General features: G+C 36.2%; 12 protein-coding genes. 6 read left to right on the top strand and 6 right to left on the bottom strand.

Annotation, left to right across the window (positions count from 1 at the left end):
* Both DCS95_RS11155 and DCS95_RS11150 read left to right on the top strand, forming a co-directional pair.
* Positions 1–840 carry a phytoene/squalene synthase family protein gene (locus tag DCS95_RS11155; RefSeq protein ID WP_116770844.1) on the top strand — a complete coding sequence of 280 codons (840 nt, stop codon included), beginning with the start codon at positions 1–3 and terminating at the stop codon, positions 838–840.
* Positions 840–1,286 carry a sterol desaturase family protein gene (locus DCS95_RS11150; protein WP_116770843.1) on the top strand — a complete coding sequence of 149 codons (447 nt, stop codon included), beginning with the start codon at positions 840–842 and terminating at the stop codon, positions 1,284–1,286. The genes DCS95_RS11155 and DCS95_RS11150 overlap by 1 nt, the downstream gene beginning before the upstream one ends.
* Positions 1,287–1,290: 4 nt before the next feature.
* Here the strand turns inward: DCS95_RS11150 and DCS95_RS11145 are convergent, their stop codons facing one another.
* The 6 genes from DCS95_RS11145 to DCS95_RS11120 all read right to left on the bottom strand — a co-directional run bounded on the left by DCS95_RS11145 (position 1,291) and on the right by DCS95_RS11120 (position 10,776).
* The gene (locus DCS95_RS11145; RefSeq protein ID WP_116770842.1) at positions 1,291–1,845 is read right to left on the bottom strand and encodes a TlpA family protein disulfide reductase; all 555 of its coding nucleotides are present in this window, start codon (positions 1,843–1,845) and stop codon (positions 1,291–1,293) included.
* A gap of 78 nt (positions 1,846–1,923) precedes the next feature.
* Positions 1,924–4,197 carry an aconitate hydratase gene (locus DCS95_RS11140; RefSeq protein WP_116770841.1) on the bottom strand — a complete coding sequence of 758 codons (2,274 nt, stop codon included), beginning with the start codon at positions 4,195–4,197 and terminating at the stop codon, positions 1,924–1,926.
* A gap of 163 nt (positions 4,198–4,360) precedes the next feature.
* Positions 4,361–7,135 (bottom strand): bifunctional aconitate hydratase 2/2-methylisocitrate dehydratase, encoded by a 2,775-nt coding sequence (locus DCS95_RS11135; RefSeq protein WP_116770840.1) that lies wholly within the window; start codon positions 7,133–7,135, stop codon positions 4,361–4,363.
* A 367-nt stretch (positions 7,136–7,502) separates the two neighbouring features.
* Entirely contained in the window at positions 7,503–8,456 is a 954-nt protein-coding gene (locus DCS95_RS11130; protein ID WP_116770839.1) for an AAA family ATPase, read from the bottom strand.
* Positions 8,457–8,459: 3 nt separating this feature from the next.
* Complete coding sequence (locus DCS95_RS11125; RefSeq protein WP_425269157.1) at positions 8,460–9,803, bottom strand: peptidylprolyl isomerase; 1,344 nt, start codon at positions 9,801–9,803, stop codon at positions 8,460–8,462.
* Positions 9,804–9,876: 73 nt separating this feature from the next.
* A complete protein-coding gene (locus DCS95_RS11120) occupies positions 9,877–10,776 on the bottom strand; it encodes a peptidyl-prolyl cis-trans isomerase (protein WP_116770837.1) in 900 nt (299 codons plus the stop codon).
* Positions 10,777–10,982: 206 nt separating this feature from the next.
* Between DCS95_RS11120 and DCS95_RS11115 the strand changes: the two genes are divergently transcribed.
* The 4 genes from DCS95_RS11115 (at position 10,983) to DCS95_RS11100 (ending at position 14,548) form a co-directional block, all read left to right on the top strand.
* On the top strand, positions 10,983–11,222 hold the full coding sequence (locus DCS95_RS11115) for a hypothetical protein (RefSeq protein WP_116770836.1): 240 nt from the start codon (positions 10,983–10,985) through the stop codon (positions 11,220–11,222).
* 15 nt (positions 11,223–11,237) lie between these two features.
* Positions 11,238–12,371, top strand: coding sequence for a serine hydrolase (locus DCS95_RS11110; protein WP_116770950.1), 1,134 nt, complete (start codon positions 11,238–11,240; stop codon positions 12,369–12,371).
* 16 nt (positions 12,372–12,387) lie between these two features.
* Positions 12,388–13,131, top strand: a complete 744-nt coding sequence (gene rluF, locus DCS95_RS11105; RefSeq protein ID WP_116770835.1) for a 23S rRNA pseudouridine(2604) synthase RluF — start codon at positions 12,388–12,390, stop codon at positions 13,129–13,131.
* 106 nt (positions 13,132–13,237) lie between these two features.
* Entirely contained in the window at positions 13,238–14,548 is a 1,311-nt protein-coding gene (locus DCS95_RS11100; protein ID WP_116770834.1) for a carboxypeptidase-like regulatory domain-containing protein, read from the top strand.
* Positions 14,549–14,570 lie beyond the last annotated feature (22 nt).

The following is a 14,570-nucleotide window of genomic DNA, read 5'->3' as shown; positions in this document are numbered from 1 at the left end:
ATGAAAGATACTTTTGACCAAGTTTCGTATCAATGTAGTAAAATCGTTACCAAACGATACAGTACTTCATTCTCACTTGCTACAAAGATGTTGCATCCATCTATACGTAGCCACATCTACAATATTTATGGTTTTGTACGCTTTGCAGACGAAATTGTGGACACTTTTCATGACTACGATAAAGAAATACTTTTTAACAAATTTGAACAAGAGTTAGAAGCTTCTTTAAAAGACCGTATAAGTTTAAACCCCATCTTAAACTCATTTCAACATACATACCATACATACAATATACCCAAACATTTGGTAGATTCATTTATGAAAAGTATGCGTATGGACCTCTTTAAAAACGTATACAGAACCGATGCAGAATATAAAGAATACATTTATGGTTCGGCAGATGTTGTAGGCTTAATGTGTCTACAAGTTTTTGTAAAGGGCGATGTTGAAGCTTACAATAAGTTAAAGGAATCTGCCATGGCCTTAGGTTCTGCTTTTCAAAAAGTGAATTTCTTAAGAGACGTAAAAGCAGACTTCGAAGAATTGAACAGATCTTATTTTCCAAACACCAATTTAAAAGAATTGGACGAAGCTTCTAAGAAGAGAATCGTTGAAGAAATTAAAGAAGATTTCAAGTTGGGTTACCAAGGTATTGTAGGTTTACCTGCCGAAGCTAAATTTGGTGTTTACACTGCCTACAAGTATTATTTTAAGCTCCTTAAAAAATTACAGGGCACACCGTCTTTAGAAATTAAGAACGCGCGTATTAGGGTTCCAAACTACCAAAAATTTGGACTATTGGCCCGTTCATATGTTAAATTTAAAATGAACTTAGTATAATGGATATAGTTATTTGGATACTTATTTTTCTAGGCACTTTTCTATTTATGGAATTCATGGCGTGGTTTACGCACAAATATGTAATGCACGGATTTCTTTGGAGTTTGCATAAAGACCATCATAAAAAAGACCATGATTCTTGGTTTGAGAGAAATGATCTTTTCTTCATTTTCTACGCCATTGTAAGTATGTCATTATTTTATGCAGGTACTACCGGTTTTTGGTATGGCTACCCATTGGGCTTTGGCATTCTTGCCTATGGCATTGCTTATTTTTTAGTGCATGATATTTTTATTCATCAACGTTTTAAATTGTTTAGAAATGCTAATAATTGGTATAGCAGAGGTGTGCGAAGAGCACACAAAATGCATCATAAACATTTAGGCAAAGGCGATGGAGAATGTTTCGGAATGCTTTTCGTTCCTCTTAAATACTTCAAAAAATAATTATTTATTCCGCTATTAATTTGCTGATTAGCTCGTCTATTTTATCATTGTCCCAATCTGCAATCGCGTTTTGATGAATTACTATTGCCCCATTCTTGTCTATAAGATATGACCCTGGTGGTTTTAGCAATGTTATAGGACTTGGTTCCCCTATTATCTGGTAAGTTACGGGAAAGCTATACCCCTGCTCTTCCATAAAAAGTTCTACAGGCGCTCTATCCTCATTGGTAATGACATAAAACTTCATCTTATCACCATAGGTATCGTACAAATACTGCACGTCTTTTAATTGCGCTTGAGAAGGCATGTGCCAAGATGTCCAAAAAGTGATAAAAGCAACTTTTCCCTTTGCCTCATCAAAATTAAAGAACTTCCAATTTGCATCTTTCAACTTCCAATCGTAATCGGTAATCTTACCCCTTTTTTCTGGTTTAATGATAGTTGGTGAAGTGGCAAAGAACCTGTTGAGCATAATTTTGCTATAATCACCCAATGGGGTAACAAAAAAAGAAAGTACAAAAGCAATGATCAATAAGGTAAAAACCGTTTGTCTCTTCATAAAAGTTAGCTAGGCGTCAAAACTAAAAAACTCCTGAATAATATCAGGAGTTTTCCTTATAAATTTTAAAAGGTTGCCTTAAGAAGCATTTTCCCTTTTAATTACATTTAAAGCAGAACCTTCTCTATACCATCCGATCTGGGCGGCATTATATGTATGGTTCACTTTAATTACGTCTTTACTACCATCGGCATGTACCACTTCTACCGTTAAAGGTTTATCTGGCGCAAATTCCGCTATATCAATAAAATTGAAAGTATCGTCTTCTTGAATTAAGTCATAGTCGTTCTCATTGGCAAAAGTTAAGCCCAACATACCTTGCTTTTTCAAGTTTGTTTCATGAATACGTGCAAAAGACTTCACTATTACCGCAGCAACCCCTAAATGACGTGGTTCCATAGCAGCGTGCTCACGTGAAGAACCTTCCCCATAGTTATGATCACCCACTACAATACTTCTAACACCTGCCGCTTTGTATGCACGTGCAGTATCAGGAACTCCTCCATATTCGCCGGTCAATTGATTTTTGACCATATTGGTTTTCTTACCAAATGCATTAACGGCTCCAATTAAACAGTTATTGGATATATTATCTAAATGACCACGGAAACGTAACCACGGTCCGGCCATAGAGATATGATCCGTTGTACATTTACCAAATGCTTTGATCAACAGTTTAGCTCCCATTAAACTTTCATCTTTAATTGGAGTAAACGGCTCTAACAATTGTAATCTTTCAGAATCAGATGCTACTTTCACTTCTACTCCAGAACCATCTTCCCTTGGAGCAAGATAACCTGCATCTTCAACCTCAAAACCTTTAGGTGGCAGTTCCCATCCCGTAGGTTCGTCGAACATTACCTCTTCACCTTTTTCATTGATTAATTTATCCGTCATCGGGTTAAAATCCAGTCTACCGGAAATTGCAATAGCAGCAGTAACCTCAGGTGATGCAACAAAGGCATGTGTATTAGGGTTACCATCGGCTCTTTTCGCAAAGTTTCTATTAAACGAGTGAACTATACTGTTCTTAGGTGCATTTTTAGGATCGCTATAACGTGCCCACTGACCAATACATGGTCCACATGCATTCGTAAAAATTTTAGCATCTAACTTCTCGAAAATTCCAAGTATACCATCACGATCCGCAGTATATCTAACTTGCTCAGAACCAGGATTAATACCCAATTCCGCCTTCATTTTCAATCCTTTATCGATTGCCTGTTGTGCAATTGAAGATGCTCTTGACAAATCTTCATAAGAAGAGTTAGTACAAGAACCTATTAGACCCCATTCAACAACTAACGGCCATTCGTTTGATGTTGCCTTCTCGGTCATATCACTACCTACCTTGGTTGAAAGATCAGGAGTAAAAGGACCGTTTAATAACGGAGTCAATTCAGACAGGTTAATTTCTATTACCTCATCAAAATACTGCTCAGGATTTGCATACACCTCAGCATCTGCAGTTAAATGTTCTTTCACTTTATTTGCCGCATCTGCAATATCAGCTCTATCCGTAGCTCTTAAATAGCGCTCCATAGACTCATCGTAACCAAAAGTAGAGGTCGTTGCCCCTATTTCAGCCCCCATATTACAAATGGTACCTTTACCAGTACATGAAAGATTTTTGGCACCTTCACCAAAATATTCAACAATAGCACCGGTACCTCCTTTTACAGTAAGTATTTCGGCTACTTTTAAAATAACGTCTTTAGGAGCAGTCCATCCAGAAATATTACCGGTCAACTTAACACCTATCAATTTTGGGAATTTAAGTTCCCAGGCCATACCGGCCATAACATCTACTGCATCTGCACCACCAACACCAATAGCGACCATGCCTAAACCACCTGCATTTACGGTATGAGAATCGGTACCGATCATCATTCCACCAGGAAAAGCATAATTTTCTAAAACAACTTGGTGAATAATACCTGCACCTGGCTTCCAAAAACCTATTCCGTATTTATTTGAAACAGACTCAAGAAAGTCAAAAACCTCGGCACTTGTCGTGTTAGCCGATTTTAAATCTGCCGTAGCACCACTCTTAGCTTGGATCAAGTGATCACAATGAACCGTAGTTGGCACTGCAACTTTTGGCTTACCTGCCTGCATAAATTGCAATAATGCCATTTGGGCAGTAGCATCTTGACAAGCAATACGATCAGGAGCAAAATCTACATAGTCCTTTCCTCTGGTAAATGCTTCAGTAGGGCTACCATCCCATAAATGAGAATACAAAATCTTTTCTGAAAGAGTTAGTGGCTTACCCACAACCTCTCTTGCTTTGTCTACACGTTCCGCCATGGAAGCATAAACTTTCTTAATCATATCTATGTCAAAAGCCATAAAATCTATTTATAAAATTGTTAATCTATCTTATCCGTACAAGATACGAAATGTACACTGATTTTAAGTGCGCATATGAAATTAAGAATGATTATAAAAAACGGAAATAAAAAAGCCCGAGCAGTTATACTCAGGCTTTCCATATATTATTATTAATGAACTTTTATCTCACTAATTCCTTCGTAGAAGGCTTGAACTTCGTTAATACAATACCATCAACAGCAGCTTCATATTCTTCCATTGTAGGTGTTCTTCCAAGAATTGTAGACAAGACTACAACTGGAGTTGAAGATAATAATGATTCACCTTTTTTCTCACCTGAATCTTTAACTACCCTACCTTGAAATAAACGTGTAGATGTTGCCATTACCGTATCTCCCGGCTCTGCTTTTTCTTGATTACCCATACAAAGGTTACAGCCTGGTCTTTCTAGATAAAGCATATTTTCGTATTTGGTACGTGCCAATCCTTTAGGTGCACTATCGTCAAATTCAAATCCCGAATATTTCTGAAGTACTTCCCAGTCTCCTTCTTCCTTTAACTCGTCTACAATATTGTATGTTGGCGGAGCTACAACCAAAGGAGCTTTAAACTCTACCTTGCCTTGTTGCGCCTCAATATTTTTCAACATTTGAGCTAATATTTTCATGTCGCCTTTATGCACCATACAAGACCCCACAAAACCTAAATCTACCTTTTTGGTACCGCCGTAATATGATAACGGACGAATAGTATCATGTGTATAACGCTTAGAAACATCTTCGTTATTTACATCTGGATCGGCAATCATTGGCTCGGCAATTTCATCCAAATCAATAACTACTTCAGCATGGTATTTAGCGTTTGCATCCGGTCTTAAAGATGGTCTAATACCAGTTTTAAGTTCGGTAATTCTTGTTTCTGCCTTTTCAACAAGCCCCTTAAGCACTTGCTTCTCGTTATCCATACCCTTATCGATCATAATTTGAATACGACCTTTAGCTATCTCAAGAGATTCTATCAATGTTTCATCTTCAGAAATACAGATAGATGCTTTTGCTTTCATTTCAGCGGTCCAATCGGTAAACGTAAAGGCTTGATCAGCTGTTAGCGTACCAATATGCACTTCTATTACGCGACCTTGGAAAACGTTTTCGCCTCCAAACTGCTTTAACATTTGTTGTTGTGTGGCATGTACAACATCACGAAAATCCATGTACGATTTCATTTGCCCTTTAAAGGTCACCTTTACCGATTCTGGAATTGGCATAGAAGCTTCACCAGTAGCCAATGCCAGTGCAACGGTACCTGAATCTGCACCAAAAGCAACACCTTTAGACATACGTGTATGAGAATCACCACCGATAATAATATCCCAATCACCCACGGTAATATCATTCAATACTTTATGGATCACATCGGTCATTGGAAAATACACTCCTTTTGGATCACGACCTGTAATTAAACCGAAGTCGTTCATAAACTGCATTAACCTCGGTATATTGGCTTTGGATTTATCATCCCAAACAGATGCCGTATGACAACCTGATTGATAAGCACCATCAACAATCGGAGAAATAACCGTTGCGGCCATCATTTCCAATTCTTGTGATGTCATTAACCCTGTAGTATCTTGAGAACCTACGATATTTACTTCTGCACGAACATAAGAACCTGCATGTAAAGTAGCTCCAGAAGTACCCACGGCATTTCTATTGAATATTTTCTCTACTGCTGTTAAACCTTGACCTTCAATTGAAACTTCTTTTGAAGGTGCGTAAACTTGAGGTACATCTATACCCAAGACCTTACAAGCAAATGTTTGCAATTTCTTTCCAAAAACCACAGCATATGAACCGCCTGCTTTCATAAACTCCATTTTTTGCGGAGTAAATGCTGCAGAGATATCCTTTAGTTCAACCTTACCATGGTACAATTTTTTCTCTTTAGTATTAATCGTTAAAACAGTTCCTGTAGCTACAGAATACATTTGCTTTAACACCGGTTCACCATCTTCATCAACAATGGTTTTACCATTTTCATCTTTTTGTTGAACCCAGTTTTTAAGGTCCAAACCAATACCACCCGTTACACCAACTGTGGTCAAGAAAATTGGGGCTATACCATTGGTTCCGGCAATTACCGGAGCTATGTTAATGAATGGCACATAAGGACTGGAAGGAATACCTGTCCATAATGCAACGTTGTTAACACCAGACATTCTAGAAGACCCAACGCCCATGGTTCCTTTTTCTGCAATTAGCATAACACGCTTATCTGGATGTTGCTCTTTTAAAGCTAATAATTCAGCTTGCATTTCTTTATTATGCTCAAACATACATTGACCATGAAGTTCACGGTCTGAACGTGAGTGTGCATCGCCACCAGGAGAAAGTAAATCTGTTGAAATATCACCAACACCGGCAATATAGGTTACCACTTCTATTTCCTCTTCAATCTCTGGTAGTTTGGTGAAAAACTCAGCTTGAGCATAACTTTCAATAATATCTTTAGCAATTTCGCTTCCGTTCTTTAAAGCCTCTTCTAAACGATCAGTATCGGCTTCATATAAAAACACCTGTGTTTTCAAGACCTTTGCAGCTTGCAATGCCAACTCTTGATCATCACCCAAAGCGATATCCAACAATACTTTAATCGATGGACCTCCTTTCATGTGAGACAACTGTTCTAAGGCAAAAGCAGGAGTAATTTCTTTCACTACAGATTCTCCAACAATAATTTCTTTAAGAAATTTTGCCTTTACGCCAGCAGCACTAGTTGTACCGGGCAGAACGTTATAGATAAAAAAGTTTAGAGACTCTTCTCTATACTCGTTATCTACATCTTTTATTTGCTCAATAATTTTGCTAAGTAAATCAGCACCATCAATTGGTTTTGGGTGAAGACCTTGACTTTTACGCTCTTCGATCTCCTTTAGGTAATCTTTATAAATGCTCATTAATTAAGTGATTTGTATTTTAGATTGGATATAAAAGTTGAATAGTGATTAAAAATTTCTCTCTGAAGATTTGTGGAAATGAAATTCACTATTACTACAAATTGACAGATTTAGTTGATTATTGAATATCATTTATTCAATTAGAACAATGCATAGTTCTTTACTAGTATCAAAATCAAATGTCATCTGTTAATTCATTTAAGTTAACGCAATTTCGTAAAATTACGTAATAAAGAACGCATTTAAAACTAAATAAGTATGATTAGCGACTTTTTCTCAAATCAATTAAAAAGTCGATAGTTATCAAACAATTTTAATATCAAAATTGCTCAACCCTTTAAATAAACGTAGAAAAGTGTGTACTTTATTAAAGTAATTTATCAATGATATCCTCTTCACTGATGCCTTCTGCCTCTGCTTTGTAGTTTTTTATGATACGATGGCGAAGAATTCCTTTTACTACTGCATGCACATCTTCAATATCTGGAGAAAATTTACCATGTATTGCCGCATTGGCCTTGGCTCCAAGAATAAGGTTTTGAGAAGCTCTTGGCCCTGCACCCCAATCTAAGTATTGCTTTACGTAATCTGATGCCGTGTCTAAATTTGGTCGTGTACTGTTTACTAACTTCACCGCATATTCCACTACATTATCGGCTACAGGAATTCTACGCACCAACTCTTGAATGGCAATGATATCTTTAGCGTTAAAAAGTGCATTAACTACTTGCTTAACATCTGAAGTAGTATTCTTAACCACCATAATCTCCTCTGCAATTGAAGGATATTTCAATTCAATAGCAAACATAAAACGATCCAATTGTGCTTCTGGTAACGGATACGTACCTTCTTGCTCAATGGGGTTCTGTGTTGCCAAAACAAAATAAGGGAGTTCTAATTTGTGTTGATGACCGGCAATGGTAACAGCTCTCTCTTGCATAGCTTCTAGAAGAGCTGCCTGTGTCTTTGGCGGAGTTCTATTAATTTCATCCGCTAAGATAATATTGGAGAAAATAGGTCCTTTTAGAAATTTAAAACTTCTATTCTGATCTAAAACCTCACTACCAAGAATATCACTTGGCATTAAATCTGGCGTAAATTGTATTCTTTTAAAGTCTAACCCCAAAGCTTGGGCAATGGTATTTACCATTAACGTTTTGGCTAAACCAGGAACCCCGATCAGCAATGAATGCCCACCTGTGTAAATTGAAAGCAATATTTGTTCAATAACCTCATCTTGACCAATAATGATCTTGGCTATTTCTTTTTTAAGCTCAGCATGTTTTACTACTAGGCGTTCAATTGCTGCAACGTCTGACATATTTTATTCTTTTACCCAATTATTAGCGAAATCACAATCTTTGTTCTCATCGTTAACGCTTATGTAGGTATCTTTAATATGCTCATCCATCCATTTTTTTATGGCGTTGTATTTTTTCTCGGTTAACGCCAACTCTTGTATTTTGGTGTAATCTTTAGAAAAATCTGCCACATGCTCATCGAACCTATTGGTAATCTTTAAGATTTTATATTTAGGCGCACCACCTCTTGGGTCTTCTTCTAAAACCGGGTAGGTAATTTCATTGTCCTTTAAGTTTTGAACTTGATTGTATAACGTAGGATCCATTTTTGTCAACTCAAATTTAGAGTCGAAATTTACAGGATTACGTAAAAGACCTCCATCAAATTTTGTTTCCTTTTCGTCAGAAAAATTCAAGGCCGCCTCGGCAAAAGTAAATTCGCCATTCATAATTTTTTTACGAATAGTATCCAACTCCGCTTTAGCTTCATCCAAAACATCTTGAGATATTTCTGGCTGAATTAAAATGTGTCTAAGATCCAATTCCTGTCCTCTAATTTTTTCGATATAGATGATATGATAACCAAAAATCGTTTCAAAAGGTTCAGATACCTCACCTTCCCTTAAACTAAAAGCTACATCTTTAAACTTCTTGTCAAAACCAGTGTCTTTGGTAATACTGTAAAAACCACCTTTAGTATTAGACCCAGGATCTTGAGAGTAAAGAATAGCTTTAACACTAAAGCTAGCATCGTTATCCTCTACATCTGCCTTAATTTGATTTAATTTATCTACTACCTTTTGCTTTTCTTCTTCAGAAGGCTCTGGCTCTTTGGTAATTTGAGCAATTTCTAACTCAGCACCAAAAACAGGGCGTTCATCTTCTGGAATCTTATTAAAGAATTGACGAACCTCTTCAGGTGTAATTTCAATATCCTTAATAATATCTTGCTGCATACGCTCAGATAGCATTCTTAGCTTATTGATCTTATAAAGCTCTTCTCTAAAACTCGCTTCATCGGTTTTCTTGTAGTACTTCAGAACTTTATCCATAGAACCGATCTGTTGTACTAACGATTGCAACTGACGATCACCTGTGGCATTGACCTCATCATCTGAAACCAAAATACTATCCTGAACGGCTTGATTGGCATACAACCTATCCTCCATCAATTTTCCTAGTAGTCCGCAATGGGTGATATCTTCTGTAGATGCACCCTGACTTTTAAGGTCGATCAATGTTTTTTCAATGTCAGAATCCAATATTACATAGTCACCAACAACAGCTGCAATACCGTCTAATTTAATTCTCTTGAAATTGTTTGTAGAGTCTTTTTCAACAGTATTCTCTTCTGCAACAGCCTCCATTGACTGTGATTCGTCTGGTATAGAGTCTTGTGCGGTAACTAAACCAGAAAGCAGTAATACCCCTAAGTAAATACTATTTTTTGTTATCGAAAACTTCAAAATCTTTATCCTTGATTGCTTCATCTAATAATTCAGTTTCTAGTTTGCGTAGGTAGTCCATCTTTCTACGACTTAATAAAACTTGTTCTATGGTAGGTTTAATAAATGACAATGGTGCAATTTCATTAACATCCTTTGTCTCTACTATTTTCCCCAAATATACCCCGATTGAATCCTCTAATTCAAAAAATTGTGAATTTTTTAAGTACCTATTGGCATTCTCGGCGGTAATTGGTGGTATTTCTTCATAAATTCTAGTGTTTCTTACCCAAATTGAATCATTAAAATTCAATTTACTGAACTGAACACCAATAGAATCCAAATAACGTAAATCATCTTCTTTGAACCTTTTTAAGCGCCTACCCACTTCGTCTTTGTCCAAAAAACCCTTTGGCAAGGCAACAAATCTAATTCTGGCAATTGGTTCTTTAAGTTTAAAATTTTCCTTAGCTCGTTCGTAAAACGCCTGCAATTGCTCTGCTGTTATTAACGTGTCAGTAGCTTGTGACACCAAAGCTTCCTTATAAACACTGGTATACAATTCAGTTCTATAATCATCTACCAGCGCATTATATTCCGCAAGTTTTTCTTCAGACAAGTTGATCTTTGCTTTAGATAATAACAATTGTTTAGAAGCCCAGTTATTTATGTAATTGGAGGCAAATGACGCACTATCGGCCTTGCTCATATTTTCTGTAATTAGAGGAGCCAAATCCTCCTTATACAAAAATGACTCGCCCACTCTAGCGACCGCCTCTCGCTCCTCATCTTTTTTAAACATACCCTCACATGAGGTATAGCCAATGGCAATAAGCCCTACACAAAGTAAAATGTAGAACTTGTTGAGTAATAATTTAGATTTCTTAGAAAACATCGAGCAAAAATAGCAATTACCAAATCGTGTGCAAGTGCTTAATGATTTACTTAACACCTTTTTTTGAGGCTTACAATATAATCAAATACCTAATAATCAATAAATATAGCTATCTCAAAAGATGTAATCGCCTTTAAAATTGTAAGCTAACTAAGGTTTTTTAGGTAAATTTGTCTACTTATTTTTTTAATTAAATATCTACTTTTTTGAACCGACAAATAAAACTAATTTGGGATTTTAGAGGTCCTACCGCCTTAAAAACGGCCGAGCACCATGTAAAGCATCTCAATGAATTTATAGCATTGGAAAAAACCGCTCTTAATTTAACCGGTTACAATGAAATTAATGATATGTACAGTACTGCATTTATGGTGGTCGAAGAAAAAGAAATGATCAAAGTAAGGGACCTATTAAAGCCGCACAGAGGTGAAGTATACACTCCTTAAATGAAACAATATCATATGAAACATTGTATACTTTGCATTTGCTGCGCTATTATAGTTTCTTGCTCTACGGAAAAGCAAAGCTCAAATTTTCTTGAAACGGCGTTGGCTTCAAAAAACCCAAAGATCAAAAGGGTAATGGATAGTCTTGAAAAGTATAAGGTTCAAATAAGATACACCCAAATTAACAGAAGAAACGATAATGTTTTCTTTACCGATTACGATTTTCAAGTACATGACAGCACGTACTTCTACCCCGCTAGCACGGTAAAATTCCCAACTGCTATTTTAGCCTTGGAAAAAATCAACCAGACCGATAGCCTTACCATACATACCAAATACTATATAGAAGGAGATACTATTGAAAGTACTGTTGCAAATGATGTAAATGAGATTTTTGCGGTTAGCGATAATTTAGCCAACAATAGGTTGGTCGAGTTTCTTGGCTTTGAAGCCATCAACCAACAACTAACCAATAAAGGCATATCTCCTGTAAGGTTGTCGCACCGTTTAGGTTTTCATTCAGATGATCTACGAACCAAACCGATCATCATCTACCTTAATGATTCCACTACCGGCATAACTCAATCCATTTTAAACAAAACGCCAAAGGCTTTAGAGCTTATAGATATAGAAAAGGGAAAAGGTTATTACGAAAATGAAGAATTCATAAATGAACCATTCAGCTTTAAGGAGAAAAATTATTACCCTATATCTGCACAGCACAATGTGTTAAAAAGAGTAATTTTCCCGGAAAAATTTTCAAGTAGCGAACAGTTCAATATAAGTAACGAACAGCGTGATCATGTATTAAAGGCAATGCATACAGTGCCAAGAAAAATGGGATATAACAAAAATGAATATTATGACAGCTACTGTAAATTTTTCATTTTTGGAGACTCTAAAGATGATATTCCAGAACATATAGAAATATACAATAAGGTAGGATTTGCCTATGGCACATTAACTGATTGCGCATATATTAAGGATACCAAAAAGAATATAGATTTTCTTTTGACCGCTACCATATTGGTAAATAAAGATGGTATATTCAACGATGATGTCTATGAGTACGACGAAATAGGCATTCCTTTTTTAGCCCAATTAGGTCGAGAAATATATCAGCAAGAATTACAACGAAACAATCATTAGAAATAGGAAGTCGACTATGCAAGACAATGCCGGTAAAACCAGAATAAACAAATACTTAAGCGAAGCAGGTTATTGCTCACGAAGGGCTGCGGACAAACTTATAGATCAAGGTAGAGTTACCATTAATGGCAAAGTACCAGAAATGGGCACCAAAATTTCAGCCGGTGATATTGTTAAGGTCGATGGTGAACTGATCAAAGAACCTAAAGGAAAGTCTACATACCTAGCATTTAACAAGCCAGTGGGTATAGTATGCACAACAGATACGGGAGTTGAAAAGGACAATATTATTGATTTCATTAATTACCCGAAGCGTATTTTTCCGATAGGAAGATTGGACAAACCTAGTGAAGGACTCATATTTCTTACAGATGATGGTGATATTGTAAACAAAATTTTGCGAGCTAGAAACAATCACGAAAAAGAGTATTTGGTAACGGTTGATAAACCTATCACAATTGATTTCTTGAACAGAATGCGTAAAGGCATTCCCATTCTAGATCAAGTAACAAGAGAATGCGAGGTGTATGAAGTAAGCAGATACCAGTTCAGAATTATATTGACCCAAGGACTCAACAGACAAATTAGACGTATGTGCGAGTATTTAGATTATCGTGTAAAAAAGCTGAAACGAATTAGAATTATGAACGTACAACTTGATGTACCCGTTGGCAAATGGAGAGATTTAACCGATGAGGAACTAAAAGAAATCAATAGACTTGTAAGCACCTCTTCCAAAACATTCGACGGAAAAAAATAGAGACTCTTCTTTTACTCTTCATCTTTTGATAGCACTAGAGTGAATAAACCTTAAATAATTAGCTTAATTCACTAAAAATCATTATTTTAAATAAAAAATTTGCACTATGTCAACTTTCAACTACACAACAAAAAAGTCTCTTAGCATCTTCTATGTTTTAACCCTGATATGTTATTTTGGATTGGGAGTACATGCTATCCATGCCCAAACTTCTAATTTCACCGAATACTCAGGCGAAGTATTAGATGCTGACAGCAAAAAAGCTTTGGTATTCGCTACCTTAACGGTAGATAACACTAATGTTACAACCATAACCAATTCAGAAGGTCAATTTTCTTTGAAAGTGCCAAACGAGTATAAAGAAAATAGTTTGACCATTGCTTTTTTGGGTTATAAGACCAAACAAATCAATATTGCGGAACTACAATTAGAAAAGAACAAAATCTTTATGGAAGAATTTGTTATGGCTCTATCAGAAGCACAAGTAGACGCCCCAAACAACGCTGAAGCATTAGTAAAAGAAACTTTGGACAAAAAGGGAAGCAACTATTTGAACGAAAATGCCGTAATGACCGCCTTTTATAGAGAAACTATTAAAAAGAGAAGAACAAACGTAAGCCTCTCTGAAGCCGTGGTCAATGTATATAAAGCATCATACACCTCTAACAAGTCCGATGCATTAGAACTATACAAGGCGCGTAAGAGCACAGATTACAATAAACTTGATACCGTAGCCTTAAAGTTACAAGGAGGTCCGTTCAACACTTTGTTCGTTGATATGGTAAAATACCCTAAATATATTTTCACAGCGGAAACCTTAAACTACTATGATTTTTCCTTTGATACTTCTACCCGAGTAAATGACCAATTGATTTATGTGGTGGACTTCAAACAAAAACCCGAAATCATTGACCCTTTATACAAGGGAAAATTATATATAGATGCTGAGAATAAGATTTTAACCAGTGCTATTTATTCGTTGAATATTACCGATAAACATTTAGCTTCTCAAATGTTTGTTCGTAAAAAACCTAAAAATGCCGAAGTTTGGCCTACCGAAGTATCTTATCGTGTAGATTATAGGGAAAAGAACGGAAAATGGTATTACGGTTACAGTAATGTACTGTTAGAATTTAAGGTCAATTGGGACAAAAAATTGTTCAACTCAGTATATAGTATGAGTTGTGAAATGGCCGTAACCGATTGGGAACAAAATCTAAGCAACAGTATACCTAGAACAAAAGATAGAATGAAATCTTCTATCATTTTAAGCGACGAAGCAATAGGTTTTGCCGATCCAGATTTTTGGGGAGAATACAATATTATAGAACCGGAAAAATCAATAGAATCTGCCATTAAAAAAATACAACGACAATTACGTAGAGGCAAGTTAGATAATGGTGCCGCTGCCCGTTAAACTTATTTCAAGTGGGTTTTGA

This window comes from Maribacter litoralis (assembly GCF_003075045.1).
Classification (GTDB): domain Bacteria; phylum Bacteroidota; class Bacteroidia; order Flavobacteriales; family Flavobacteriaceae; genus Maribacter; species Maribacter litoralis.
Note: the sequence above shows the minus strand (reverse complement) of the source record. Positions and strands in the feature narration are given on the sequence as shown.